Origin of the sequence: Planococcus plakortidis, from assembly GCF_001687605.2 — a bacterium.
Lineage (GTDB): Bacteria > Bacillota > Bacilli > Bacillales_A > Planococcaceae > Planococcus > Planococcus plakortidis.
The window spans coordinates 1,757,020-1,781,238 of record NZ_CP016539.2 but is presented as its reverse complement, the minus strand read 5'-3'; the positions used below and the strand labels follow the sequence as shown (position 1 = coordinate 1,781,238).

Here is a 24,219-nt window from a genome sequence, read left to right as displayed (position 1 = left end):
GGATGTTTTTCGTTCTGCTGGAAAAAATGATATGATGAATAGAAGTAACGGTGAAGGAGATATACATATGACAGCGACAGACCATAAGCAGGAATTAATCGAAACAGCGCATCTTTACCGGATTTTCAAGGACAACGAAGACACGGAGCGTGAAGAGAAAGCGGAATTATTTGCGCGTAAAATCCTGAAAGACCAATTCATCATCGGCTTTGCGGGCCACTTCTCTTCCGGAAAATCATCGATGATCAACGCCTTGACGGGCGAGACGCTTTTGCCCTCGAGCCCGATTCCGACGAGTGCAAACATCGTTAACGTCCATAAGGCAGAAAAAGACTATGCCATCGTCAACCGCAGGGGCGACCGCCCTGTGTATTTCCCTGAAAACTATGATTTCCAAGCGGTCAAGGATTTCTGCAAGAGCGGCGATGTCACACAAATCGACATCGGCCATTCGACTTCGGTGTTGCCTGAAGGCATCACGGTCATGGATACGCCGGGCGTCGACTCCACAGACGATGCCCATAGGATGTCGACGGAATCGGCCTTGCATGTAGCCGACATGGTGTTTTATGTCATGGATTACAACCATGTGCAATCAGAGCTCAACTTCAATTTCACGCGGGAATTGCAGAAATACACGGACCTTTACTTGATCGTCAACCAGATCGATAAGCATCAGGAAAGCGAAATGTCGTTTGCGGAATTCCAGCAATCGGTGGCGGATAGTTTTGCGGCATGGGGGGTCGAACCGAAAGGGATCTTTTTCACTTCCTTGAAAGTGCACGACTTCCCGGGCAATGAATTTCCTGAAGTAAAACAGCTCGTCTCCTCGGTCATGGATAATTGGCAAGGACATATCGGTGAAGCTTCGGCTTCTGCGCTCCGCCAATTGAAAGATGAGCACATCGGCTTTTTAGAAGACGAAAAAGCGGAGCGGCTGGAAGCATTTTCGAAGGTCCTATCAGAAGAAGAATGGAATATGCGGGAAGACTTGAAAAAAGAACACGAATTGATCAAGCGGCGCAGTTCTGTCCAGGATTATGATAATTGGCGGTTGAATTTCGAGAAAAAGCGCAAAGAGCTGCTCGAAAACGCCAACATTATGCCTTATGAAGTGAGGGACGCGCTAAGTGCTTATATCGAAGCGCGCCAACCGGGATTCAAAGTGGGCATATTGTTCAGCGGCAAGAAAACCGAAGAAGAACGGGAAAACCGCAGAAAAGACCTTCAAGACAAATTGTCGAAAACGATCGACTCGCAAATGTCGGGCCATTTGAAAAAATTGATGAAAACCTCCCTGCGCGAAGCTGGGCTGTTGACGGATACCGAATCGCTTGAAATCGATAACATGCAATTCGGCTTGCCGTTTGAAGTTGTCGAAGAAAATGTGCCGGAAACGGCTACGATGACTGCAGATACTGTACTCAATGTCAGCAAGAGCTTGACTGCCCAAGTGCAGCGCTGGCTCATCCAGGAAACCGATCCCTGGAAAGCCCGCCAACAGGAAGGCTTTGAAGGACTGCCGGACGATGCGGGTGTGGAAATCGACATGAAATCCGAGTCGCTTGAACAAAAGGTGCTCGCGATCCGCACGCTCGAGGAAATGGACGAAGCGATCGATAAAGTGAAGAAATCCTTCACCGCCATTTTGCCGAAGCAGATGGACGCGGCGGAAAAACAAGTAGCCGCTTGGCAAGATGCGTTTCATTTGTCGGCGGAAGACATGGTAGAATTCACGCCGTCGATGCTCGAAGAGGAAGTACAGCAGCAATGGGACGGTGGCGAGACCGCCCCGACACATGAACTGGCATCGTTTGATGAACAGGAAGTGTTGTCGCGCGTGAAAAAAACCGCCGATATTCTGGAGCCTGTCCGAGGGTTTTCGGAAACGGTAGAATATTTGAAGCGGAAAGCGAAGCGGCTGGAAGGGCAGGAATTCACGATTGCCTTGTTCGGCGCCTTCAGTGCGGGGAAATCATCGTTCTCGAATGCTTTGATGGGCGAGACGGTGCTTCCGGTATCTCCGAACCCGACGACCGCGACCATCAACCGCATCCGCCCCGTGACGGAAGCACATCCACATGAGACGGCAGACGTGCGATTGAAAACCGTAGCGGCGATGACGGAAGATGTCAAAAACTCCTTTGCAATCTTTGGCGTGAAAGTAGAGACCCTCGAAGAGGCCTATGCGAAAACAAAAGCATTGCCGGATGACGCAACGACTGAGCAGCAAATCCATAAATCGTTCTTGCTGGCATTCAGGAGCGGGTACGAATCCTTTAGCGGGCATCTCGGGGAAACTTTGCGCGTTAATCGTCAAGAGTTCGGCTTGTATGTCGCCAAAGAGGAACGCAGTTGCTTTGTCGAAGAAATCGATTTTTATTTCGATTGCGAGCTGACAAGAAATGGCGTTACCTTGGTGGATACGCCAGGAGCGGATTCCATCAATGCGCGCCACACGAACGTTGCATTCGAATACATCCGCAATGCGGACGCTGTCCTGTTCATCACGTATTACAACCACGCGTTTGCACGCGCGGACCGCGAATTCCTCATCCAGCTCGGCCGCGTAAAAGACGCTTTCGAAATGGACAAGATGTTCTTTGTGGTCAATGCCATCGATTTGGCGAATGATGAGGAAGAAAAACAGGCAGTCATCGACTATGTCGGCAATGAATTGCAGCGCTTCGGAATCCGTTTCCCGCGCCTGTACGGCGTCTCAAGCTTGCAAGCCTTGAAAGACCGCTCTATTTCAGGCATGCCGGAGTTCGAAGAAGATTTCCAGCATTTCCTGAAAGAAGAGCTGAAAGGGATGGCGGTCCAGTCTTTGTCGGAAGAAGAGCAGAAAACGGTGGACCGTTTCCGCAATTTGATCCAGTCCACGGAAAAGAACCTGGAACGCAAAGATGAGCGCCTGGAAGAGTTAAAGCAATTAGAGCAGAAAGTGCGAAAACGCTATAGTGAAACAATGGCACCGGTATTGGAGCGAGAAGCGGGCCAAGAACTCGGCGAATTGCTGTACTATGTGAAACAGCGTGTGTTCTACCGCTTCAACGATTTCTTCAAGGAAGCATTCAACCCTTCGCTATTCGCGAGGGAATCCTCCAAGCAGGCGCTCGATATGGCATTGCGCGATTTGCGTGACATGACGGCTTTTGATTTCCAGCAGGAGATGAGAGTGACCAACTTGCGGCTTGCGCGATTTGTCGAGCAGAAATTGACGGAACGTTTCAAGGACGATGCTGCCAAACTGAAGGACTGGAACCACGAGTTTTCGTTCCTTCCATATGAAGTGAAGGAAGCACAGCTTCTCGAAGCCGGCCAGCCGTTTGGCGATGCCGATTATTCCGCGGCAAAATCATATTATAAAAACAACAAGAGCTTTTTCGAGAAAAATGAGAAAGAAGCGATGCGCGACGCTTTGCAGGGCATGATGGAACCCGATGCCAGCCGTTATTTGGATCAGGAAAAGGCCGAACTCCTGGAATGGGCGGAATTCTGGATTGAGCAGGAAGCTGAAGGCCTCCGGCAACATTTGTTGCGCCAGGCGATCGAGCAGATTGATTCGGAGCGCAGCCTGTTGCAGCAAGGCGAAATTCTGGTGCAATGGAAGCAATTGCATGAAAAATTGATGGAAGGCAGGGGATAACATGACTGTTTTTATTGAAACGATAGATACAGAAAATTACCGTTGGATCGATGCGCGTTTTGACTTGAAGGATTCCGGATGGGGAAGTGGAAGCTTTGCCGCGGAACATGTGGAAGGAGCAACCCACTGGGATTTGGAGAACGATCTATCCGACATGGCATCCAAAGGCGGGCGCCATCCGATGCCAACTAAAGATCAGTTGACGCGATTATTCCAAGCAGCCGGTTTGGAATTGGCCGATTCGATCGTCGTCTACGACCAAGGCGGTTCTCCTTACGCAGCGCGGGCATGGTGGCTGCTCAAGTATGCCGGATTCGAACATGCCTATATCAGCCGCGTCGGCTTTGACGAGTTGAAACGGCAGGGCATTGCGACGACGACAGAATCGGCATCCTACCCGGTTTCATCGGTGATGCCAGCTTTCCATGACGAGCTGCTCGCAACGCGCAGCGATGTCCAGCAAATCGTCGACGGCAAAGAATTGGGCGTCTTGATCGACGCCCGTTCCCCTGAACGCTATGCCGGCATCAATGAACCGATTGACGCTGTCGCCGGTCGGATCCCAGGCGCGCGCAATTACGATTGGTCCCAATTGGTGTCGAATAAAGCATTCCGGACCGACGAAGAATTCAGCAGCCTATTGCAACCGAAAGAGCCGGCTGTTGTGTATTGCGGCAGCGGCGTCACAGCGGCTGCGCTGTACGCCGTGCTTGCCGAAAAACAGCATGAAAACCTGAAGCTCTATGTCGGAAGCTATTCCGACTGGATTTCCGATGAGGACAGCGTAGTGGAATTCGACCGTGATGATCATCCGGAAGCGGCCGATGACCGGACGAAAGCGGTATTGGCGAGGTTGATCGAAGAAGGCTATACCGGCGAGATGCTGATGAAGAAATTCGAGTACGAAAAATCATTGTTGGAAGATGAAAAATAAATAGAAAAACGGCATTGCTGATGACTCGCAATGCCGTTTTTTTATGATTTATTCTTCTTGTTCAATTGGACAGTGATGATTTGGTGGTTTTCCATCTCACGCACGATAAAGCGGAAATCACTTAAGTCGATGACGCCGCCTTCCGCGATATCCGTGTCCATCATCTGGACCCAGCCGCCGATGGTATCGATGTCTTCACTTTCCTCGAATTCAATCGGGAAGCGGGCTTCGAGTTCTGACAGCAGCACCCGGCCGTTAACGAGGAAATTATGATGGTCCAAACGTTTGATATCATCGGTTTCATCATGGTCGAATTCATCGCGAATCTCGCCGACAATTTCCTCAAGGATGTCTTCCATGGTGATGACGCCGGCTGTCCCGCCGTATTCGTCGACAACGATCGCCATATGGACGTGCTGGCTTTGCATACGCAGCAGGACATCCTGGATCGGTGCCTGGTCATGGACAAACGGTAAATCATGGACCGTCAAACTTTTTGAGAGATCCCCTGCAGTCGTATAGCTCGTCAATAATTCCTTGATGTTGATAAAGCCGATGATGGCATCCTTATCGCCGTCTTCAGTTATCGGATAACGCGTATATTGATGCTCTTCAATGATTTCCATTAATTCATCATGATCCATTTCAATAGAGATGGTGATCATCTGCGTTCTCGGCAACATGATGTCTTTGGCCAAGCGTTCATCAAACGAGAAGATGTTTTGCATATACGCCAACTCGTTGTGGTTGATCTCGCCGCTCTGGTAGCTCTCGTGCATCAAATGCTTTAAGTCTTCTTCGGAATGCCCATAGGCCGGCTGCAAAGTCCGGATGCCGAGCGGGCGCAACAACAGCCGTGCCGAAGCATTGAGGAGCCATAATACGGGTGCGAATAGACTGCCGGCGAGACTCAGCGCAGGAGCGAGGCGAAACGCCGCGCGTTCTGCGTACTGGGCAGCCAAGGCTTTCGGCGCCAGCTCACCGATGATGGCGCGGATGAAAAATACCAGGACGAGCACGGAAATATAAGCGATCGGTCCTGCCGCATTCGATTCGGCCCTGTCCGCCACTGCCTGTACAGAAGGCAGCTCGGCAATGTTTTTTGACAGCCAGCCAAGGCCGATTGCCGTCACTGCGATGCCAAAGCGTGAAACGGACAGATAATAATCGAGATTATTGCTGATTTTTTCCATCCAAACGGCATTTTTGCGCCCTTCCGACAAGGCTTGCTCGATGCGCGACAAACGCACCCGGATGATGGAGAATTCCGCCCCTACAAAAAAAGCGGTGAAAAATAAAAGAATGCTTGCGGTTGTGATATAAAGATAAAATATACTGTCCAATTCGTCCCCCATGTCCGGGAGCTCACCTCAGCTTTCTAAAGTTGTGCATAGTATATCATAAATAAGGAGGCTTGTATCTGCGGGCAGGCGCAGAAAAATTTAGCCATTTCCAGCCAAACTTATTGAATGCACTGAAAAATATATTTATGATGAACAAAGAGAAAAGGAGTGGTTTTAGATGAAGGTGCTTATTTACGGGGGACAGATTTATACGATGGAAACAGAAGGCGAGACCGTAGAAGCGGTGCTGGTCTCTGATGACCGCATAGAAAAAACTGGGGCTTACGAAGAATTGCGTCATTTAGCCGATAAGGAAATCGATCTGGCCGGCCGCACCATGTACCCAGGGCTGGTCGATAGCCACCTGCATCTGATCCAGCACGGAGAGAAACTGATGCGCGTCGATTTGTCGAAAATCGAGAGCTCGGAAGACATGAAACAGCAATTGATCCGTTCGACCGAAGGCCATACGGGCGATGAATGGTTTATCGGTGAAGGATGGAATGAGAACAATTTCCCGGACCGGAAGATATTCCACCGCAGCGAACTTGATGCCATCTGCGAGTCGCCGATGATGCTGAAACGTGTATGCCGACACGCAGTGCTTGCCAATTCGCGCGCGCTCGAACTGGCTGGCATCACGAAAGAAACCGAAGATCCAGAAGGCGGTGTCATTGTGCGCGATACGAATGGGGAACCGACGGGCTATTTGCTGGACGCTGCACAGGAACTCGTCGCCGGAGTCGTTCCGGAAGTGAGCGTCGAGTACTTGACCAAAGCGTTAAAAACTTCAGTCGATGATTTACTCAAGCTCGGTTTGACGGGCGGCCATACGGAAGATATGGGGTATTACGGCCATTACTCACGGCCGCTGCAAGCGTTCCGAAACGTGATCGGCAAGGAAACGAAGTTCCGTGCCCATTTGCTGCGGGCACACGTGGCTTTTGAGGAAATGATGGAAAACGCCGAGTATTTGGAACCGTTTATCGATCCGGGCCCGATGAAATTGTTTGCAGATGGGTCGATCGGCGGCAGAACGGCTTTGCTCAGCCGCCCTTATACAGACGACCCATCGACTAGCGGCGTCGCGATCCATTCCGATGAAGAATTAAAGCGCCTGGTATCGGTTGCGAGAAAGCACGGCGAAGCGGTCGCTATCCATGTCATCGGCGATTTCGCCATGGAAAAAGCGCTCGATGCCATCGAAGCGCATCCGACGCCTGAAGGCAAACGGGACCGGCTCATCCATGCGATGGTCCTGAGAGAAGATTTGCTTGAACGCCTGAAACGGCTTGACGTGGCACTTGACCTGCAGCCGAGTTTCGTGCCTTCGGATTTTCCATGGGTAGTGGAACGGCTCGGCGACGACCGGCTCGCGTTGTCGTATGCCTGGAAGACCTTATTGGATGAGGGCATTATCTGCGCTGGCGGATCCGATGCGCCGATCGAGGAAGTCGACCCGCGCCAAGGCTTGTTTGCGGCTGTTGCACGCAGAAATCCTGAAGATACACATGCAGGGTATTTGCCTGAACAAAAACTTAGCCGTTTCGAAGCGATCCGCCTGTATACCTATGGCAGTGCGCAAGCCATTTGCATGGAGCATCGCCGCGGTTTGATCAAAGAAGGGTTCGATGCGGATTTCACCGTGTTCGATCGTGATTTATTCAATGGGCCTGAGGAGCAATTGCTTGAAGCCGAAGTGGAAATGACCGTTGTCGCAGGCGAAGTCATGTACGAGAAAAATGGGGTGGAGGTATAACGATGGAAACCTTTATCATTACCGGTGCATCCAAAGGCATCGGCCTTGCTCTCAGCAAGCAATTGGCAGAATCGGGCCATCAAGTCATCGGCATCGCCCGCACGGAACCTGAAGAATGGGCGGGCGGGCTCTTCATCACCCATGATTTGACCAATATCGCAGGGATTTCACATGTCATGTCGAAAGCGGCAAAAGAAATTTCAGCGGAAGCCGAAGCGGTTACTTTGGTCAATAATGCCGGGACGGTCGAACCAATCGGCTTTGCCGCCGCGAACGACGGACAGGACATCGAGAAGAGCATCACTTTGAACTTGACGGCGCCAATGGCTTTGTCTTCCGCTTTCTTGGGCGGGACAGAGTCCATAAAGACGCGCCGCATCGTTAATATTTCATCAGGTGCCGGTAGAAAACAAATCAAAGGCTGGAGCGCCTATTGCGCCGGCAAGGCGGGTCTCGACCATTACACGACCTGTCTGGATGCGGAATACGAAAACCTTAAAGCGGTTTCAGTCGCACCGGGCATCATCGATACCGGCATGCAAGAAAAAATACGGGAAAGCGGGGAAGAGGATTTCCCTCAGATCGAGCATTTCCGTGATTATAAGCGCAGCGGCAAACTGAGCACCCCGGAAGACACAGCATCAGGCTTGATCCAGTTGATGCAACGCCCTGATTTCAATGAACTGCCGGTATTGCTTGATTTGAGGGAGCTGCCGAAATGAAAAAGGGGGAAGCCCAATTGGCTACGAAACAGCAAATGCTAACGAAATTGCGTGAAGCGGACCAAGCAGGCATCGATGTGTCGAGCCCAAAAGCCCTTGTCACACATATGCTCGAACGCGGGGATAAAGAAGCCGTGCTATGGTTCTATAAAAAAGGAAGCGTTGAATTCGATTTTGACTACTATCGGAAGCTTGTAGCGGAATTAAAAGCGCATTAAGCTAAAAACCCCCAATCCAGTATTTGTGGATTGGGGATTTTTGGCTGTTGTTTCAGCCGAAAGCAAGCCGCTTTCTGGATGTGAATTATGCTATAGTAGCTGTAGTTGATGTTAAAAAATGACTTAATCTTTCAACAAAAGGATGGAATTCAATGGACACGTTGTTATTTATCGCAATAATTGGGGTGGCGGTTTTTGTCGGGATCGCGTCAAAGAAATACTACGATAAACCCTATATCGTCAATTTCGGAATCGCGGCTTTGATGCTATTGCTTGTCGTTCAGTCGATTTTGATGCAGCCGATTACGATACTTGGCTATATCGCCATTGTGGTCTGTTCGATCGCATTCGTTTTCCAAGTGGTGATCGGCTACCGCAATTGGAAAGGCCAGGAGTATACAAAAGCATGAAAAAAAGCAGGTGAAGAGAAAGTCTTCACCTGCTTTTTCGTTTCATTAAATTTGTTTTAAGGCGTCTTCGATTTGGCTGGCGCCTGCGGTCAGCTCGAATACTTTGTCTGTAAGATCCGTGGATTCAAGGCACGCGACGATGACAGCTGCGACGTCTTCTCTCGGAATGCTGCCGGAATCGAGTTTCCCGGCTGCAGCAATTTGCCCTGTTGCCGGATCGTCTGTCAATAAGCCGGGCCGGACAATCGTATACGCCAAGCTGCTCGATTGCAAGATGCGATCAGCGTGGTGTTTGGCGATATAGTACGGCGTCATTTCCTTGGTCCAATGGGAGCGGTCATCGGCATGGATGGCGCTGACCATGATGAAGCGATCGATGCCGGCTAGTTCTGCCGCTTCTACCGCTTTTGCCGCGCCGTCCAAATCGACAGTCATCGTTTTGTCTGCACCGGTTGAAGCGCCGCTGCCAGCTGTGAAGACTACTGCATCGCAGTCAGTCATCGCTTTTTGCAGTTCTTCCACGCTTCCTTCGAGGCTTGCCACGACAGTTTCCGCTTTTAACTCTTCAAAAAACGGTCGTTGCTCTGGTTTGCGGATCATCGCTTTCACTGTGTGCTCTGGATGTTTCGCAAGCAGGCGCACCAAATGCTGTCCAATCTTGCCGTTTGCTCCAATTACGAGTGTCTTCATTTCAATTTCCTCCTTAAAATTTGGCTACCTACACCCTATACCCGAAAAATCGGACTATAGCCAAAATATAGGATATGATGCAAAAAACTAGCATGTTTTCTTGGCGCAACTTTTAGTATAATTGTAAAAAGAAAAATAATTTAAAAATGTTAAATTATAGGGGTGTTTATATATGAGCAAACAATTCGAGGAAAATGACCTGTCCATAAAGCAACGCAATCTAAAAGAAACGCCTCCGGATTTTTCACAGTTCAAAGGCAAACGTCTCGACAAGCAGCCGAATCTTTTAGTGGACGGATTGGTCCACGTGGTCTTAACCGGTTTTGGAGCCGCTTTACTGCTGGGCATCGTTTATGTGTTGTTCAATTATATCAATTGGTAAGGAGGAGAGACAATGATCCGCTATCCCGATCGAGCGTTAAGAACCATCGGCGTCACGGCACCTTCTTCAGGGGTGCCTGAAGAACTCCATCATTTGCTGGAAGGGGCGATTGCCCAATTGGAGCGGCAAGGCTTTGCTGTCAAAGCCACACCGAACGCCTGGAGCCAAAAGGAAGCCAAATCGTCGCCTGCAGCTGTCCGTGCGAGAGAACTGATCAGCATTTGGCGTGATTCCCAAATCGACGCCATCATCCCGCCATGGGGTGGGGAGCTATTATTGGAAGTTTTGGAGTATCTTGATTTCCAGAAGTTCACGCCGAAATGGCTTCTCGGGTATTCGGATGTCAGCTTGCTGGCCTTGGCGATTACGTTAAATACCGGGATCGCGACAGCACACGGCACCAATATTGTCGACTTGCGCGGCAGTGAAACCGATGCGACCACAGCTCGCTGGGTGGATGTGTTGTCTTCGACGAAAGCCTCAGTCATTAAACAAGTCTCTTCTGAGCGATACCAAAAAAATTGGAGCCATGACAAGCCGGCTGCTGGCGTTTTCAATTTGACCGAGCCGACCGAATGGAAAACCGTATCGGGACAAGCCGAACGACTGGAAGGCCGTCTTCTCGGCGGATGCATCGACGTGATCCGCCACCTCATTGGTACACCATATGGTAACGTGGATGCTTTCCGGAAGAAATTCATTTCAGGGGAGCCGGTCGTGTGGTTTTTGGAAAACTGCGAAATGAACACACCGGATTTGAAGCGCAGTTTGCTGCAGATGAAGTATGCAGGCTGGTTCGATAATTGTTCTGGAATTGTCTTTGGCAGAAGCGAAGCGAATGATGCCGTACAAGGCTATAGCGCGGAGATGGTGTACGAGGAACTTGCAGAGCAATTAAAAATCCCCATCGTTTATGATGCCGATATCGGCCATCAACCGCCGCAAGTGATTCTTGTCAACGGGGCGCATGCGATTTTCCACGTTGACGATGGAAAAGGGCGTGTCGTCCAGGAATTCCGCTAAAGAAAGGATGAATGTCATGGACTATCGCCGATTAACGCAAGATGATGCCGAACAGTACCGAGAACTTCGCTTGACGGCATTGCAGACAGATGCCGATGCGTTTTCGACTGATTTCAATGAAGCAAACCAAAGGCCGGTGAGTGCGACGGCTAAAAATCTCAGCAATCCTTCAGCCGTGACATTCGGTGCGTACGACGAAGGCCGTTTGCTCTCCATGATGACGCTGCTCAGATTATCTGGGAAAAAGACCAGCCACAGAGCCGAAGTACTCGCTGTCTATGCAGCGGAAGAAACAAGAGGAACAGGAGTCGCGTCAAAGCTATTTGACCATTTGCTGGCGTTTGCAAGTGAATGGGATGGGCTCGAGCAGCTCGAACTAGCCGTCAATTCAGCAAACCCACGCGCAATCCGTTTTTACGAACGATCCGGCTTTCAGCCCATCGGCATCACGCCGAATGCCCAAAAGGCGGAGGGCCGTTATATCGATGAATTGTTGATGGTGCTGAAGCTGTAGTAATGAAAGCAATAGAAAAAGCGGAGACATTTGTCTCCGCTTTTTTACTGTTCATTTAAAATATACAATTTGTCGTCGCCTTCTGTCGGGGTGCCCCGGCCGTCGGTATTATTCGTGATGAAATACAAATCGTCGCCGTCGGAATGGACGTCGCGGATGCGGCCGTAGCCTTCGATGGAATCGGTGATTTCTGCTGATTCCGGATCCAGCACTTTGATCGCCGTCCCGCGAAGCGCTGCGATATACAGTACACCGTCATGGAAATCGATCCCGCTTGGCGCCCACGTATCATCGGCGCCGCTCGTCGCCAGAGGTGCTTCTAAGCCATCCGCCGTTTCTTCTCCTTCGATATCGGGCCAGCCATAATTGGCATCCTGTTCGATGATATTGATTTCATCGTTCGCGGATTGGCCGTGTTCTGCTGCATACATCGTCTCCCCGTCCCACGCCAAGCCTTGTGGATTGCGGTGGCCGAGTGAGTAGATTTCAAATTCATTGAATTCGTTGAGACGGAGAATCTTCCCGTTGACTGAAGCGGGGTCCTGCGCAAGGTCGGGTTCGGATGCGTCTCCGATAGTCGCATAAAGCGTGCCGTCTTCACTGAATTCTAACCTGCCGCCGTGATGGACATTGCCTGTCGGAATGCCTGACAAGAGAACGGCCGTTTCCGACCAGCTTCCGCCGTCTAAACGGAATTCCGCAATTTTATTATAGGAATTGCCATTGTCTTCATAAACATAATAGCCGTAAGCTTCCTGTGAGTCATCGAAATCCGGCTTCAGCACGAATCCGAGAAACCCTGCTTCAGAAGCCGAAGACAAAGGCGAAGAGAAATTGACATCCTGGCGCTCCAACTTTCCTTCGGCATCGATATAAGCGACTGTGCCTGGGCGTTCTGATATATAGAAAGCGTTTCCTTGTTTGTTGATTGACCAAGGGGCTTCAAGGTCTGTCGCGATTACATCTGCAGGTGCGGTCGCTTCATCGGGATTCGCCGGCCCATTGCTGCATCCGGCAAGAGCTGCTGCAAGAATCCCGGGAAAAAGCCATTTTTTCAACTTGAAAACCTCCTTTTTATTCATCATAATCTAAGCAGGAAGCGATGGGAAATGTAAAACAGCAAGGAGGGCGAAAAATGCCGCTGCTAAAAGACGTCAAAGAACAAGAAGAGCTGCGCAAAAAACGCAATTTGGTCCGCATCATCACGTGGATTAGCATCGCAGTCGTGCTGTTCATCCTATGGTATGTAATTTAAAGGGAATGCATAGGAAAACGCGAAGCCCAAACTACGGGCTTCGCGTTTTTGTAGTTAAGCTTTTGTTTTTTGCTGCGGTTTGGCAATGATCCATTCGACGATCACGAACACTGCTACAAGGACGATCATCAAATTGATCAGCCCAGCATCCAAATACTTATCGCGGAAAATGATGGCGACCGTCAAGACGTAAAAGACGGCCTGTGTAACTTTTGCAGCAGGCGGCACTTCGTTTTTCGGATAGCGCAGCCGGCCGAGCTGGAACGCCAGAAAAGCGAATAACAGAATCAAGTATTGTGGCCAAGTAAAGCTGTCGTTGACCAGATTATTCATCAGTGCGTAAACGATTAATGGAACGAGATACAATAAAAGCGTTTTCAAGGGAGATCCTCATTTCTGCTATTTTTTGCGCGGAGTGCTATTTTGCCGTTCTTTCAATAGCTGGATCAAATTGTAGACGGCGAAAGCGAGTGCAAGCCCGACGATGATCACCGATAATAAGGGATAGAGCGATACGCCGTTTTGCATGATGTCTACGATGCGTGCATAGATGATGAATGGGCCGATCAGGATGATGAAAATATCGAGTGCGGTTCCTAGTTTCGATCTCATAAATAGCCTCCAGTAAATCAGTATGTCACCATCATATCAGAATCGCATGTACCTGGCATGCCCAAAGCAAAAAGCAGCCGCTCAAAGTTGAACGGCTGCTTTCTTTATTTATGCTCTTTTAGTTTGTCGTTAGCAAGTGTGTGAGCCGCCTTGTTCTGGGAATCGGGGATCCATTTGATGAAGCAATAATCGAATTCGTCCGCAATCGACAAGGACTCGTCCAGCAATTTTTTGTAGACCGGATTTTTCACAAAGCGTTTTTCGAAGGCGTCAACGACGAGTTTTGAGTCCGATTTGATGGACACCATGCCGGTCGCGAGCGGACGAGCGAGCTCCAGCCCTTTTAATAGCGCCGTGAATTCGGCCTGGTGATTATCCATTTCGCCGACGTATTCACTCCATTTGATGGAATGCCCTTCGCCTCTTAAAAATACGCCGACTGCGCTGACGTTGACACCGCCAGCAGTCGATGCGTCCACGAACAATTCGATCATCGCACGGCCTCCTGTTCATCGAGCGGCCGAATTTTCTTCGCGATATAGCCGAACGGCGTATCCAGCACCGACACGATGAATTTCAATACATACGTTGAAATAAAGACCTGGATCCAGACATCGAACGGAAAGACGCCGAAAAAAGCGATCGATGTGAAGATCAAGGTATCGATCAATTGACTAAGCAAAGTCGAGCCATTATTGCGAATCCAGAACTGGCTGTCTTTCGGAAAGATTTTTCGCAAAGCCGAAAAGACGATGACGTCGATATGCTGCGCGAGCAAGTAAGCGATCATGCTGGCAATGGCGATTTGCGGCACCAATCCGAAGACTGTCTCGAGTGCTTCGTGCGCAAAATCACTGTCCGCCGGAATGAATTGAAGGCCGAACTGCATCGTCACGACCATGATCAAAAGTGAGGAAAAGCCGAGCCATACTGCTTTCTTCGCTTCTTTTCTGCCGTATTTTTCATTGAGAATATCGGTTGCGAGAAAAGTCGAGGCGTACAAGCTATTGCCGAGCGTTGCGGTCAAACCGATGATCTCAATCGTCTTTGTCACTTGAATATTCGCCAGGATGGTGGCGAACGCGACCCAGGCGAACAGCCCGGTCTTGCCGAACACTTTATACATGATGAGCAATAACACAAAATTGAACAGGGCGAAGCCTAGCCCTAAAAATTCATTAAACAAACTGCTTCCTCCTTAGTTTTGGTAGAGCGGGAAGTTTCGAACCGCTAAGGACGAAAATGTCCCAAGCCAGTATACCGATTGTTGCAGAAAAAAACAAATTCATAGTAGAATAATAGAATGACATTTTGCGGAGGGACCCGAATGAAAAAAGTATCCATCATCAACGAAATCGATGAAATGCTCAATACGTATTGTGAAGGCTGCTTTGTCAAAGCCCAACTCCGCAAGGACGAAGGAAAAACGGCGGCGCACCGCTTTTGCATCAGCGAATGCACAGTCGGCACCCAATTGCAGTTTTTGGGGCAGGAATTAAATAAAATTGGCACGGGCGGTAAGTAAATCCTCGAGCAGTTGCAGGGTGTTTTCATTAGCATAGCAATCCAGTATGCACGGATTTGCCTGAATAAAAAGAAGACCCAGGAAAAATTCCTGGGTCTTTTGCAGTTTCTATTGTTATGGTTGGTCCTGCACGACGTTTGCTGCTTGCGGTCCGCGATTGCCGTCGATAATATCGAACGAGACAGCTGCGCCTTCTTGCAGCGATCGGAAACCATCACCTTGGATGCCGGTAAAATGGACAAAAACATCATCACCGTTGTCACATTCGATAAAGCCATAGCCTTTTTCTGAATTGAACCATTTCACAATTCCGTGGTGCATGGACCTTCCCCCTAATATTCAGATTGTCAACCCCTCAGCCATAGAGCCAATGGATGGCTTAACTATACATGATGGTGCATACAAGGTCAATACAGCGATGGGGCGCCGTTTCAGCCCGTTTCGCGTTATAATGGAGTCAGGACACCTTAAAGGAGAGAATCCATGAATCCTCAAGTAATTGCGGACTGCCGCATGAGAGTAAAAAGCATCTATGAACAGTTTGACGCGAGCCACGACTGGCAGCACATCGAGCGCGTGCTGGAAAATGCCCGCCATATTGCACAGGCGGAAGGCGGCGATCTGGCGCTGATCGAGCTTGCCGTGCTGTTGCATGACGTCTCCGATCCGAAATACAAAAAAGCAGGGGAAGACCCGGAACAAGAAATCCTCTTGCAGCTCGAGCTCTCAGACAAAGAGCGCAGTGACATCCGCTCAATCATCAGGACCGTTTCCTTTAAAGGCGGGACGAACGAGGAGCCGCAATCAATCGAAGGCAGAATCGTCCGGGATGCTGACCGGCTCGATGCCATTGGCGCCATCGGCATCGCCCGCGCCTTTGCCTACGGCGGCGCAAAAGGCCGTAAATTATATGACCGGGATGAACAAGCACGCACAGCGATGACTGAAAGCGAATACCGGAACGGCGATACGAGCACCGTAACGCATTTTTACGAAAAGCTTTTGTTGTTGAAAGAGCGCATGGTGACGGATAGCGGAAAGCAAATGGCTGAAGAACGCCACCGATTTATGCTATCCTTTCTAGAGCAACTACAAAACGAAACGGATGGGAAAAAATGAGCCATTTACACATAACAAACTTAAGCAAAACAGTGGGGGTCAAAACCCTTTTCACCAATGTCGAATTCTCGCTGTACCCGGGAGAGCGCGCAGGCTTGATTGGCGTCAACGGCACCGGCAAGTCGACTCTTTTGTCGATCCTGGCAGGAGATCTCGAATCCGACACGATGGAAATGGACCATCCGAAAAAATACCGGATTACCTATTTGATGCAGGAGCCTGAGTTCGATGAATCGTTGACCGTCCTTGAGACTGTCTTCTCCGGCGACTCGCCGCTGCTCGCACTCAACCGCTCCTATGAAAAAGCGCTGCAAAACATGATCGCCGATTCGGGATCCGAACAATTGCAGGAAGAATTGATGAAAATCCAGGAAGGCATGGAACGCGAAAACGCTTGGGACATCAACGCCTTGGCGAAAACGGCCTTGACCAAACTTGGCATCGATATGTACGACCAGCAGATCAGCGAATTGTCTGGGGGCCAGCGCAAACGAGTAGCACTCGCGAAAGCCTTGATTGAACCGGCCGACTTGATCCTTTTGGATGAGCCGACCAACCATTTGGACGCAGGCTCTACTGAATGGCTGCAGGAAACGCTTCTGCGCATGAACAGCGCCATGCTGTTCGTGACGCATGACCGCTACTTCCTCGATGCTGTCTCGACGCATATCTTTGAATTGGCGGATCAGACGATGTATACGCATAAAGGAAACTATGGCGATTACCTAGAAGCGAAAGCTGTTAGAGAAGAAATGGCCGAAGCGACGAAACAAAAGATGCACAACCGTTTCCGCTCGGAGCTAAAATGGATCCGCCGCGGCGCGAAAGCCCGCAGCACGAAACAAAAAGCACGCATCCAGCGTTTTGACCAATTGTCGGAAGATCTGCAATCAACGTCCGATAATACGAGCCTTGAATTATCAATGCAGAGCCAGCGACTCGGCAAGAAGATTATTGAAGGGGAAAACTTGGGCGTTTCATACGGCGACCATGAAATTTTCCATTCGTTTGACTTCCTCTTGCAAGGCGGCGACCGCATTGGCATCGTCGGCCCGAATGGCGCAGGGAAATCGACACTTATGAAATTGATCGCTGGCGACTTGGAAGCGACAAGCGGCACGTTGGACTACGGAAGTACCGTCAAGATTGCCCATTTCACGCAGCGTTTGCCGGAAATGGACGAATCCCAGCGCATGATCGAGTACATCCAGGAAGTGTCGAGCGATTTTGAAGCGGAAAAAGGCGTACGCTTGTCCGCGACACAAATGCTTGAACGATTCCTGTTCCCGTCGAATGCACACGGTACTTTGATCGGCAAATTGTCAGGAGGCGAGCGCAAGCGCTTGTACTTACTGAAATTATTGATGGAAAAACCGAATATCTTATTGCTCGATGAGCCGACAAATGATTTGGATATCCAGACTTTATCTGTTTTAGAGGACTTTTTGGAGAATTTCCCAGGCGTCGTCTTGACCATTTCCCATGACCGCTTTTTCCTTGACCGAATTGCGAAAAAGCTATGGACGCTTGGCAGCGGCACTGTCGACGAGTACCAAGGACTCTATACGGACTGGCTGAAAGAAAAGAAGCCGGTAGTTGAGCCGCAAGCTGTTACTGTGGCAAATGAAGCACCGGCTGTTGAACCTGCACCGCAGGCACCGGAAAAAAAGAAAAAGATGAGTTTCCTCGAGAAAAAGGAATATGACGGCATACTCGACAAAATCGCGGAAGTGGAAGAGAAGATCGAACAGACCGAGGCAGAAATGTCCAAAGCTGGGTCTGACTTTGATAAATTGCAGGAATTGACCAACCAAATCGATGCCTACACCGCCCAGTACGATGAATTGATCGAACGGTGGAGCTATCTGCAGGAACTGGCAGAAGCGTAATTTACACAGGAGGGATTATCTTGAAAATAGTAGCTATTGAACCGACACCAAGCCCGAATACGATGAAAGTGATCATCGATCAGGAATTGCCGTTCGGGAAAAGCCATAATTACAAGAAAGACCAAACAGAAGGCGCGCCGAAAGAAGTGCAGCAAATCTTAGAAATCGATGGCGTCAAAGGCGTCTACCATGTGGCAGATTTCCTCGCAGTCGAACGCAATGCGAAATCCGACTGGGAAGGCATTCTTGCGGATGTGCGTAAAGTCTTCGGCGAAGGCAATGGCTCCGAAGAAGAACTCGAGATCGATGAGCATTTCGGCGAAGTGTATGTCCATGTCCAGGAATTCAAAGGCATTCCGCTGCAATTAAAAGTGTTCGATTCACAATCGGAAGAGCGCTTTGCGATGCCGGAACGGTTTGTGCAGGCGATGAACAAAGTCATGGATCCAACCGATGAAAACTTCATTTTCCAGCGTAAATGGGCAGATTACGGCGTCCGCTACGGCGAAAAAGAAGAAATCGGCAAAAGCATCGTCGAAGAAATCGAAGCGGCTTACCCCGATGACCGTTTGGTGTCTTTGACAAGCAAAACCGAATCGAATGAATCGGCTGGCAAAATCAACAAACGCAGAGTGTCGCTGGAAGAATTCGACGCACCGGATTGGGAGACACGCTTCCAATTGCTCGGCCAATTGGTTGAAGCGGATCTTGAAGATTTGCCGCTGTTAGGCAAGGCATTGGAAGACGACAAAATGTCGATCCGCCGCCAAGCAGCCATCTATCTTGGCGATATCGACGACGAAGCAGTCGTACCGTATGCAGAACAGGCGATGAGAGACAAGTCATGGGCGGTCCGCCGCACAGCTGGTGACACCATCAGCGACCTTGGCTTCGAAGCGTTCGAGCCGATCATGATCGAAACCTTGAAAGACAAGAACAAGCTCGTGCGCTGGCGTGCCGCGATGTTCTTGTATGAAACCGGGACAGAACGAGCGCTTCCGGCACTTAAGGAAGCGGAAAATGACCCTGAGTTCGAAGTGAAGCTCCAGATCAAGATGGCGATCGCCCGCATCGAACAAGGCGAAGAAGCGCGCGGTTCGGTATGGAAGCAAATGACCGAAGCCCGCCAGACGATGAAAGACAATAAGTAAGAGGGGAATGTTTCCCGCCTGCTTCCTTGAGGTAAAGAGCAATACGACGCTTTACTTGGAGGAGAGAAAATGGTGAATAATAAACAAGTGTACTCAATAGAAGTGCTTTGCCGCGGCAAATACGAATCGTGGGAATTTGAACAGGAAGAAGAGCGCGACAGGTTTTATGAGTCGGTGAAGAAAAAATTCGCCGATCACGCTTTCGAAGAAGAACCGACAGATGTGGAAGACACGGAAATCCTGCAGCTGAGCGCCAATTCCGTCCATATCGATGACGAAGGCGAAGTGGACCAGAAAATGCGCTATGACTGGTTCCATTACGATAGTTTCGGGGATATGCTGTCTTACATCAATGGGCAGTATAAGAACAAATAAGAAGTAAATGAGAATAAAAAAAGAGTCGTCCGCTTGTGGAATTCACAGGCGGCCGACTCTTTTTGCATAGCGGTATAAGCTTCTAGAGTACATCATTCCATTTTTTTCTTTAGATAAGCTTGAATGAGCTGGTGGTCTTCTTCAGTCAGTTTGTCGATTTTCTTGATCGAATTGACGATGTCGAGCACGTGGTCTTCTTCCATTGCTCGCCTGCGGGAGGCGAAATAGGCAGAAATGGCGCTGGTGAACGTTCCGATAATACCAATTCCGACAAACATCAAAATAGCTGCCAACAAGCGCCCGACGCCGGTCTCGGGGTAGATATCGCCATATCCGACAGTCGTAATCGTCACAATTGCCCACCAGATGACATCAGTATAAGTAACGATCTAAGGCTCGATTAGGATCATCGGGATCGGCACGAGAAAGATCAAAATAACCGCGAAAATCAGCAATTTTTCCAAGCCATTCGTTTTTAAGACGACATACACAGGTTTCAAAAAGCGGGGGAGGATGCCCCATAATTTCAACATCCGGAAAAACATGAAAAAGCGTGCTGCCTGATAAATCGCATCGAGCGGAATGATGGCGACCAATTCCAATGGGGGGGATTTAACGAACTGCCATTTGCGCTCTGCTGCAACGAAGCGGATGAAATAATCAACGAAGAAAATTCCCCAGATGACCTAATGAACTAAGGTGAAACGTTCATTGGAAACGAGCGCAATGACGACGGATACGATTACCAGCAGGAATAGGAAAGCCTCGTAAAAGAAATTGCGTAATTTCATGTTAATCCCCCTTTAAGTTAAGACAGGAATTAATCCACTTCTCCCCATGCAGGATTCCAGACGACTTCCCATAAATGACCGTCCGGGTCTTAAAAATGGCCAGAGTAGCCGCCCCAAAACGTGTCATGTGCCGGATCCGTTATCAGGGCTCCCGCCTGTTCAGCCTGGTCCATTACCGCGTCGACTTCCGCTTTGCTGTTGACGTTATGGCCAAGCGTGAATTCTGTAGGGCTTGGCGGGCCCATCGCTACTTTCGTTTCGTGGGCGATATCTTGGCGTTTTCAGATGGCGAGTTTCAGCCCATGCTGAAGATCGAAAAATGCAACGGCGCCGTTATCGAATTCTTCCCCGACAATTCCTTCTGTCGGTAAGCCCAGGCCGTTCCGGTAAAATTCCAGTGATCGCACGAGATCGTCCACACCGATCGTAATGACAGAGATTCTTGGCTTCATGCATGTCACTTCCTTTTTAGCTTTAGTTTATCAGAACTTTCGATAATGCTAGTCAAATATCGAAAACTCCTAACTTTTTAGACTGAGTATTCGCTTAGCCTTCTGTTGAACGGTCCCGGTGTGCGCAATAATATCCCAATTCGGAGATTCTGTAAACAGCAGTGGCAATTAAACGCATCTGAATCAATGAAATTAAAGCAAAACTAAGTTAGAATGTTAATGGAAGAAGTATATTCAAGCTACCAGAAATTATAAAGAAAGCAGGGAGATATATGAACGCTTACGATGAGTACATGAAAGGCATTGTCGTCCCAATGCGCAAAGAATTGACGGAATCCGGATTCACGGAGCTGACGACAGCAGAAGACGTCAACGAACATATGAGTACTGCACAAGGCGTGAGCCTCGTGATCATCAACTCGATCTGTGGATGCGCCGCAGGGCTTGCGCGACCAGCGGTACGTGAAGCGGTTGAACTGGCTGAGCGGAAGCCAGACCATTTGGTAACGGTATTTGCAGGACAGGACAAGGAAGCGACTGCGCAGATGCGCCAGTATTTCGAGGAAGTTCCGCCATCGTCACCTTCGATCGCGGTATTGAAAGACGGGCAGCTTGCGCATTTCATCCCGCGCGAAGAAATTGAAGGCTTTGAAATGGAACAAGTACGTGATGCCGTGAAAAGAGCGATCGAGGAAGCAGCGCAGTGAAGACGATCGTCACGACCGCTTACCGGCCGACGGATGCGACCAAGCTCTGTGCACGAGAGACCGCACAGCTCCTTGGGTTGCAGGCAGTCGAGCGCAATAAGCGGCCGATCTACAAACTGCACGAAGAACTAGCTGCGGACGTCATCGTCTGCAAAAAAGAACGGCTCGAGCTTTATCCAGTCGGACAAAGCGAGCCGTTCTTTTTTCATCCCAATTCGGCAGCATTCCGCTCAAAGCGGCCGCTCGGAAACGATCCGCTTATTGAAGTGTCAGGACTCGAGCCGGGCGACGCTTTTCTCGATTGCACGCTCGGCATGGCGAGCGATGCGCTCATCGCTTCGCTTGTCGTTGGGGACACAGGAAGAGTCGTTGGCTGTGAAAGCGACCCGGTTATCGCCCATGTCATCCGTGAAGGCTTGAAAAATTATGAGGACATGCCGAAGCTGCACGATTCGATGAGGCGCATCACAGTCATCCCGCAAAATGCCGTCGATTATCTGAATGGCCTTAATGATAATTCCTTCGATGTCGTTTATATGGATCCGATGTTCACGGAACAGATCGCCGAAGCGTCAAACTTCGCGCCGCTGCGGAACAACGCCGATCACGGCCAACTGACGGAAGAGTGGGTAGAGGAAGCGAAGCGCGTCGCAAGGAAAAGCGTCGTCTTGAAAGCGCATTTCCGCTCGACTGATTTCGAGTCGTTCGGCTTCAAGCGGCGCGTACGCCCAAATACGAAATTCCATTTCGGCGTCATACAAATGAATAAGACCCAATAAAAAAATCTCCCAAAGCGGGAGATTTTTTTAGTCTGTAAAGGATAGCGAAGTCAAATACACAAGCATAAACAATAGACCCAATCCAATCAATAATGACGCGTCCATGAAAATTCCTCCTTTTTGAAAAAAACAAGGCGTACTTACTCGCTTTATTGTACAATGAAATGGAGCAAGATGAAACCTTTCCACTTAAAAATCGTTTATTACTATAACTATCTTGACAAAATGTTCAAAATTGAGGGTGATGTTTAGTGAAGAGTTGGTGGCAGAAGTCCTTGATGGTTGCTGTAACGGTTCTGACGCTAGGAGCCATTACGCCAAACCATATGATTTGGGAATCCTTGCTCGATGAAGAGGATGGCCCAAAAACGCATGCAAGCCAAGGGCAAACAAAAGAGTATACGCTTGAATGGATCGATCCTGCAGAATATTATGTGACGGCAGACTCAATTCTTGCCGATTTTCGCCAAGCCGCTGAAGAGCAGTCCTACATAAAATTCGGATCGCGCATCGGCCCGGTGATCGACTCGGAATTCCGTACGCGCATTTTGCCGACGATCCAGGACGTGATCGACACGGAACTGGCCGGATACAGCAAAGACAGATTGCGCAATTTGACGATTTCCGAAAAACCATCCGGCGACCATGCCGAAAAAATTTTCCACGTTTACGATAAAGACAGCGGGCAAGATGAAATCCGCTTCCATGTCCGGACCGAGAAAAAACCGCTTGAAGGCTATTCATTCAATTTCCATTACCATTTGGCAAGCGATCAGTACCAGCGTCACATCAGCATCGGGGACATCTACTGGTCAAAAAATACACCGCCTAAATGGCTTTCCTGAAACCGTTATCACCATAACGGTTTTTTTTAATGCGCCCATTTCTTTCTTAAGATGTGATATTCTTAAAGTTTTTCTTATTCGAGTTGTTTTTGTTATGATGATACTAATAATGGAGGGAATTGCATGAAACAATATTTAGCGTTGTGTGAACATATTTTGGACCAAGGAGCCAAGAAAGAAGACCGTACGGGAACCGGGACACTGAGCGTATTCGGCCACCAGATGCGTTTTGACCTGGCGGAGGGCTTTCCGCTCATGACCACCAAGAAAACGGCGTTCCGGCTGATTGTCTCAGAACTCTTATGGTTCATCAAAGGCGATACGAACGTCCAGACCTTATTGAAGGATAATAACCATATTTGGGATGAGTGGGCATTTGCGCAGTGGGCCGAAAGCGATGAATACGACGGGCCGGACATGAGTGATTTCGGCCGGCGGGCACAGCGCGATCCGGAATTTGCGGAGCTGTACAAACAGCAAATGGCGCTATTTCAGGAAAAAGTGCTGGCAGATGACGAGTTTGCGAAAAAATACGGTGATTTGGGGCCGGTTTACGGCAAGCAATGGCGATCGTGGGCAGCGACTGACGGCGGCCAGATCGACCAGTTGAAAAACGTCGTCGAATCGATTAAGCACAATCCGGACTCCCGCCGCCATTTGGTGACGGCTTGGAATCCGGAATTCATCGACGACATGGCGCTTCCGCCTTGCCACATCATGTTCCAGTTTTACGTAGCGGACGGCAAATTATCGTGCCAGCTATACCAGAGAAGCGCAGACGTCTTTCTCGGCGTGCCGTTCAATATCGCCTCTTATGCGCTGCTGACGCACCTCGTCGCGCAGGAATGCGGGCTCGAGCCTGGGGAATTCATCCACACGACCGGCGATACGCATCTTTATGTGAACCATTTGGAGCAAGTGCAGGAGCAGTTGAGCAGAGAACCGAAAGCTTTGCCGACTTTAAAATTAACAGAAGGCAAATCGATGTTCGACATGGACATGTCAGACATTCAAATCGAGGGCTATGACCCGCATCCGCGGATCAAAGCGCCTGTTGCAGTATAACGGCCAAGGA

General features: G+C 49.5%; 28 protein-coding genes and 1 pseudogene. 18 read left to right on the top strand and 11 right to left on the bottom strand.

The window, feature by feature from the left end:
- Window positions 1–67 precede the first annotated feature (67 nt).
- Together BBI15_RS09050 and BBI15_RS09045 are read left to right on the top strand one after the other, a co-directional pair.
- Window positions 68–3,649 (top strand): dynamin family protein, encoded by a 3,582-nt coding sequence (locus tag BBI15_RS09050; protein ID WP_068869260.1) that lies wholly within the window; start codon window positions 68–70, stop codon window positions 3,647–3,649.
- A 1-nt stretch (window position 3,650) separates the two neighbouring features.
- A complete protein-coding gene (locus tag BBI15_RS09045) occupies window positions 3,651–4,583 on the top strand; it encodes a sulfurtransferase (RefSeq protein WP_068869259.1) in 933 nt (310 codons plus the stop codon).
- 41 nt (window positions 4,584–4,624) lie between these two features.
- Here BBI15_RS09045 and BBI15_RS09040 read toward each other — a convergent pair whose 3' ends face one another.
- Entirely contained in the window at window positions 4,625–5,938 is a 1,314-nt protein-coding gene (locus BBI15_RS09040) for a hemolysin family protein (RefSeq protein ID WP_167358034.1), read from the bottom strand.
- A gap of 166 nt (window positions 5,939–6,104) precedes the next feature.
- On the opposite strand from BBI15_RS09040, the gene BBI15_RS09035 reads away from it, so the two are divergent.
- The 4 genes from BBI15_RS09035 (at window position 6,105) to BBI15_RS09020 (ending at window position 9,035) form a co-directional block, all read left to right on the top strand.
- Window positions 6,105–7,685 carry an amidohydrolase gene (locus tag BBI15_RS09035; protein ID WP_068869258.1) on the top strand — a complete coding sequence of 527 codons (1,581 nt, stop codon included), beginning with the start codon at window positions 6,105–6,107 and terminating at the stop codon, window positions 7,683–7,685.
- 2 nt (window positions 7,686–7,687) lie between these two features.
- Complete coding sequence (locus BBI15_RS09030; protein WP_068869257.1) at window positions 7,688–8,407, top strand: SDR family NAD(P)-dependent oxidoreductase; 720 nt, start codon at window positions 7,688–7,690, stop codon at window positions 8,405–8,407.
- 17 nt (window positions 8,408–8,424) lie between these two features.
- Window positions 8,425–8,625: a hypothetical protein gene (locus tag BBI15_RS09025; RefSeq protein WP_237150855.1), complete on the top strand. Its 201-nt coding sequence runs from the start codon at window positions 8,425–8,427 to the stop codon at window positions 8,623–8,625.
- Between the two features lie 152 nt (window positions 8,626–8,777).
- Window positions 8,778–9,035, top strand: coding sequence for a hypothetical protein (locus BBI15_RS09020; protein ID WP_058380602.1), 258 nt, complete (start codon window positions 8,778–8,780; stop codon window positions 9,033–9,035).
- A 45-nt stretch (window positions 9,036–9,080) separates the two neighbouring features.
- Here BBI15_RS09020 and BBI15_RS09015 read toward each other — a convergent pair whose 3' ends face one another.
- A complete protein-coding gene (locus BBI15_RS09015; RefSeq protein ID WP_068869255.1) occupies window positions 9,081–9,725 on the bottom strand; it encodes an SDR family oxidoreductase in 645 nt (214 codons plus the stop codon).
- Window positions 9,726–9,897: 172 nt separating this feature from the next.
- On the opposite strand from BBI15_RS09015, the gene BBI15_RS09010 reads away from it, so the two are divergent.
- The 3 genes from BBI15_RS09010 to BBI15_RS09000 are packed head-to-tail and all read left to right on the top strand — an operon-like array spanning window position 9,898 to window position 11,644.
- The gene (locus BBI15_RS09010; RefSeq protein ID WP_068869254.1) at window positions 9,898–10,107 is read left to right on the top strand and encodes a hypothetical protein; all 210 of its coding nucleotides are present in this window, start codon (window positions 9,898–9,900) and stop codon (window positions 10,105–10,107) included.
- A gap of 12 nt (window positions 10,108–10,119) precedes the next feature.
- Window positions 10,120–11,130 (top strand): S66 family peptidase, encoded by a 1,011-nt coding sequence (locus BBI15_RS09005; protein ID WP_068869253.1) that lies wholly within the window; start codon window positions 10,120–10,122, stop codon window positions 11,128–11,130.
- A gap of 16 nt (window positions 11,131–11,146) precedes the next feature.
- Window positions 11,147–11,644, top strand: a complete 498-nt coding sequence (locus BBI15_RS09000) for a GNAT family N-acetyltransferase (RefSeq protein ID WP_068869252.1) — start codon at window positions 11,147–11,149, stop codon at window positions 11,642–11,644.
- A 44-nt stretch (window positions 11,645–11,688) separates the two neighbouring features.
- Here BBI15_RS09000 and BBI15_RS08995 read toward each other — a convergent pair whose 3' ends face one another.
- The 5 genes from BBI15_RS08995 to BBI15_RS08975 all read right to left on the bottom strand — a co-directional run bounded on the left by BBI15_RS08995 (window position 11,689) and on the right by BBI15_RS08975 (window position 14,697).
- The gene (locus BBI15_RS08995) at window positions 11,689–12,702 is read right to left on the bottom strand and encodes a PQQ-dependent sugar dehydrogenase (RefSeq protein ID WP_068869251.1); all 1,014 of its coding nucleotides are present in this window, start codon (window positions 12,700–12,702) and stop codon (window positions 11,689–11,691) included.
- A 251-nt stretch (window positions 12,703–12,953) separates the two neighbouring features.
- The gene (locus tag BBI15_RS08990; protein WP_068869250.1) at window positions 12,954–13,280 is read right to left on the bottom strand and encodes a hypothetical protein; all 327 of its coding nucleotides are present in this window, start codon (window positions 13,278–13,280) and stop codon (window positions 12,954–12,956) included.
- Between the two features lie 18 nt (window positions 13,281–13,298).
- Window positions 13,299–13,511: a hypothetical protein gene (locus BBI15_RS08985; protein ID WP_068869249.1), complete on the bottom strand. Its 213-nt coding sequence runs from the start codon at window positions 13,509–13,511 to the stop codon at window positions 13,299–13,301.
- A gap of 104 nt (window positions 13,512–13,615) precedes the next feature.
- Entirely contained in the window at window positions 13,616–14,005 is a 390-nt protein-coding gene (locus tag BBI15_RS08980; protein WP_068869248.1) for a ribonuclease HI family protein, read from the bottom strand.
- Window positions 14,002–14,697: a queuosine precursor transporter gene (locus BBI15_RS08975; protein WP_068869247.1), complete on the bottom strand. Its 696-nt coding sequence runs from the start codon at window positions 14,695–14,697 to the stop codon at window positions 14,002–14,004. Before BBI15_RS08975 ends, BBI15_RS08980 begins: the two co-directional genes overlap by 4 nt.
- Before the next feature lie 141 nt (window positions 14,698–14,838).
- Here BBI15_RS08975 and BBI15_RS08970 point away from each other — a divergent pair, with 141 nt between their 5' ends.
- On the top strand, window positions 14,839–15,036 hold the full coding sequence (locus tag BBI15_RS08970; RefSeq protein ID WP_058380612.1) for a zinc-finger domain-containing protein: 198 nt from the start codon (window positions 14,839–14,841) through the stop codon (window positions 15,034–15,036).
- A gap of 114 nt (window positions 15,037–15,150) precedes the next feature.
- Here BBI15_RS08970 and BBI15_RS08965 read toward each other — a convergent pair whose 3' ends face one another.
- The gene (locus tag BBI15_RS08965) at window positions 15,151–15,357 is read right to left on the bottom strand and encodes a cold-shock protein (protein ID WP_058380613.1); all 207 of its coding nucleotides are present in this window, start codon (window positions 15,355–15,357) and stop codon (window positions 15,151–15,153) included.
- Between the two features lie 162 nt (window positions 15,358–15,519).
- On the opposite strand from BBI15_RS08965, the gene BBI15_RS08960 reads away from it, so the two are divergent.
- The 4 genes from BBI15_RS08960 (at window position 15,520) to BBI15_RS08945 (ending at window position 19,570) form a co-directional block, all read left to right on the top strand.
- Window positions 15,520–16,155, top strand: a complete 636-nt coding sequence (locus BBI15_RS08960; RefSeq protein ID WP_068869246.1) for an HD domain-containing protein — start codon at window positions 15,520–15,522, stop codon at window positions 16,153–16,155.
- The gene (locus tag BBI15_RS08955; RefSeq protein ID WP_068869245.1) at window positions 16,152–18,044 is read left to right on the top strand and encodes an ABC-F family ATP-binding cassette domain-containing protein; all 1,893 of its coding nucleotides are present in this window, start codon (window positions 16,152–16,154) and stop codon (window positions 18,042–18,044) included. Before BBI15_RS08960 ends, BBI15_RS08955 begins: the two co-directional genes overlap by 4 nt.
- 20 nt (window positions 18,045–18,064) lie before the next feature.
- Window positions 18,065–19,195, top strand: coding sequence for a conserved virulence factor C family protein (locus tag BBI15_RS08950; protein WP_068869244.1), 1,131 nt, complete (start codon window positions 18,065–18,067; stop codon window positions 19,193–19,195).
- A 69-nt stretch (window positions 19,196–19,264) separates the two neighbouring features.
- Complete coding sequence (locus tag BBI15_RS08945; RefSeq protein ID WP_068869243.1) at window positions 19,265–19,570, top strand: hypothetical protein; 306 nt, start codon at window positions 19,265–19,267, stop codon at window positions 19,568–19,570.
- A 92-nt stretch (window positions 19,571–19,662) separates the two neighbouring features.
- Here the strand turns inward: BBI15_RS08945 and BBI15_RS16270 are convergent, their stop codons facing one another.
- The 3 genes and pseudogenes from BBI15_RS16270 to BBI15_RS08935 form a co-directional block, all read right to left on the bottom strand.
- A complete protein-coding gene (locus BBI15_RS16270) occupies window positions 19,663–19,959 on the bottom strand; it encodes a potassium channel family protein (protein ID WP_084632809.1) in 297 nt (98 codons plus the stop codon).
- Complete coding sequence (locus BBI15_RS16265) at window positions 19,960–20,172, bottom strand: hypothetical protein (protein WP_084632808.1); 213 nt, start codon at window positions 20,170–20,172, stop codon at window positions 19,960–19,962.
- A gap of 278 nt (window positions 20,173–20,450) precedes the next feature.
- Window positions 20,451–20,813, bottom strand: a pseudogene (locus BBI15_RS08935) (VOC family protein).
- A gap of 272 nt (window positions 20,814–21,085) precedes the next feature.
- Here BBI15_RS08935 and BBI15_RS08930 point away from each other — a divergent pair.
- The 4 genes from BBI15_RS08930 (at window position 21,086) to BBI15_RS08915 (ending at window position 24,209) form a co-directional block, all read left to right on the top strand.
- On the top strand, window positions 21,086–21,520 hold the full coding sequence (locus tag BBI15_RS08930) for a BrxA/BrxB family bacilliredoxin (protein ID WP_068869242.1): 435 nt from the start codon (window positions 21,086–21,088) through the stop codon (window positions 21,518–21,520).
- Window positions 21,517–22,299: a class I SAM-dependent methyltransferase gene (locus BBI15_RS08925; RefSeq protein ID WP_068869241.1), complete on the top strand. Its 783-nt coding sequence runs from the start codon at window positions 21,517–21,519 to the stop codon at window positions 22,297–22,299. Before BBI15_RS08930 ends, BBI15_RS08925 begins: the two co-directional genes overlap by 4 nt.
- A gap of 251 nt (window positions 22,300–22,550) precedes the next feature.
- Window positions 22,551–23,144, top strand: a complete 594-nt coding sequence (locus BBI15_RS08920; protein ID WP_058380634.1) for a YpjP family protein — start codon at window positions 22,551–22,553, stop codon at window positions 23,142–23,144.
- A gap of 123 nt (window positions 23,145–23,267) precedes the next feature.
- Window positions 23,268–24,209 carry a thymidylate synthase gene (locus BBI15_RS08915; RefSeq protein ID WP_068869240.1) on the top strand — a complete coding sequence of 314 codons (942 nt, stop codon included), beginning with the start codon at window positions 23,268–23,270 and terminating at the stop codon, window positions 24,207–24,209.
- The last annotated feature ends 10 nt before the right edge of the window (window positions 24,210–24,219 follow it).

Coding starts and splice junctions, on each gene's coding strand:
- BBI15_RS09050 (WP_068869260.1), top strand. CDS start 68: ATGACAGCGACAGACCATAAGCAGGAATTAATCGAAACAGCGCATCTT.
- BBI15_RS09045 (WP_068869259.1), top strand. CDS start 3,651: ATGACTGTTTTTATTGAAACGATAGATACAGAAAATTACCGTTGGATC.
- BBI15_RS09040 (WP_167358034.1), bottom strand. CDS start 5,938: ATGGGGGACGAATTGGACAGTATATTTTATCTTTATATCACAACCGCA.
- BBI15_RS09035 (WP_068869258.1), top strand. CDS start 6,105: ATGAAGGTGCTTATTTACGGGGGACAGATTTATACGATGGAAACAGAA.
- BBI15_RS09030 (WP_068869257.1), top strand. CDS start 7,688: ATGGAAACCTTTATCATTACCGGTGCATCCAAAGGCATCGGCCTTGCT.
- BBI15_RS09020 (WP_058380602.1), top strand. CDS start 8,778: ATGGACACGTTGTTATTTATCGCAATAATTGGGGTGGCGGTTTTTGTC.
- BBI15_RS09015 (WP_068869255.1), bottom strand. CDS start 9,725: ATGAAGACACTCGTAATTGGAGCAAACGGCAAGATTGGACAGCATTTG.
- BBI15_RS09010 (WP_068869254.1), top strand. CDS start 9,898: ATGAGCAAACAATTCGAGGAAAATGACCTGTCCATAAAGCAACGCAAT.
- BBI15_RS09005 (WP_068869253.1), top strand. CDS start 10,120: ATGATCCGCTATCCCGATCGAGCGTTAAGAACCATCGGCGTCACGGCA.
- BBI15_RS09000 (WP_068869252.1), top strand. CDS start 11,147: ATGGACTATCGCCGATTAACGCAAGATGATGCCGAACAGTACCGAGAA.
- BBI15_RS08985 (WP_068869249.1), bottom strand. CDS start 13,511: ATGAGATCGAAACTAGGAACCGCACTCGATATTTTCATCATCCTGATC.
- BBI15_RS08980 (WP_068869248.1), bottom strand. CDS start 14,005: ATGATCGAATTGTTCGTGGACGCATCGACTGCTGGCGGTGTCAACGTC.
- BBI15_RS08970 (WP_058380612.1), top strand. CDS start 14,839: ATGAAAAAAGTATCCATCATCAACGAAATCGATGAAATGCTCAATACG.
- BBI15_RS08965 (WP_058380613.1), bottom strand. CDS start 15,357: ATGCACCACGGAATTGTGAAATGGTTCAATTCAGAAAAAGGCTATGGC.
- BBI15_RS08960 (WP_068869246.1), top strand. CDS start 15,520: ATGAATCCTCAAGTAATTGCGGACTGCCGCATGAGAGTAAAAAGCATC.
- BBI15_RS08955 (WP_068869245.1), top strand. CDS start 16,152: ATGAGCCATTTACACATAACAAACTTAAGCAAAACAGTGGGGGTCAAA.
- BBI15_RS08945 (WP_068869243.1), top strand. CDS start 19,265: ATGGTGAATAATAAACAAGTGTACTCAATAGAAGTGCTTTGCCGCGGC.
- BBI15_RS08930 (WP_068869242.1), top strand. CDS start 21,086: ATGAACGCTTACGATGAGTACATGAAAGGCATTGTCGTCCCAATGCGC.
- BBI15_RS08915 (WP_068869240.1), top strand. CDS start 23,268: ATGAAACAATATTTAGCGTTGTGTGAACATATTTTGGACCAAGGAGCC.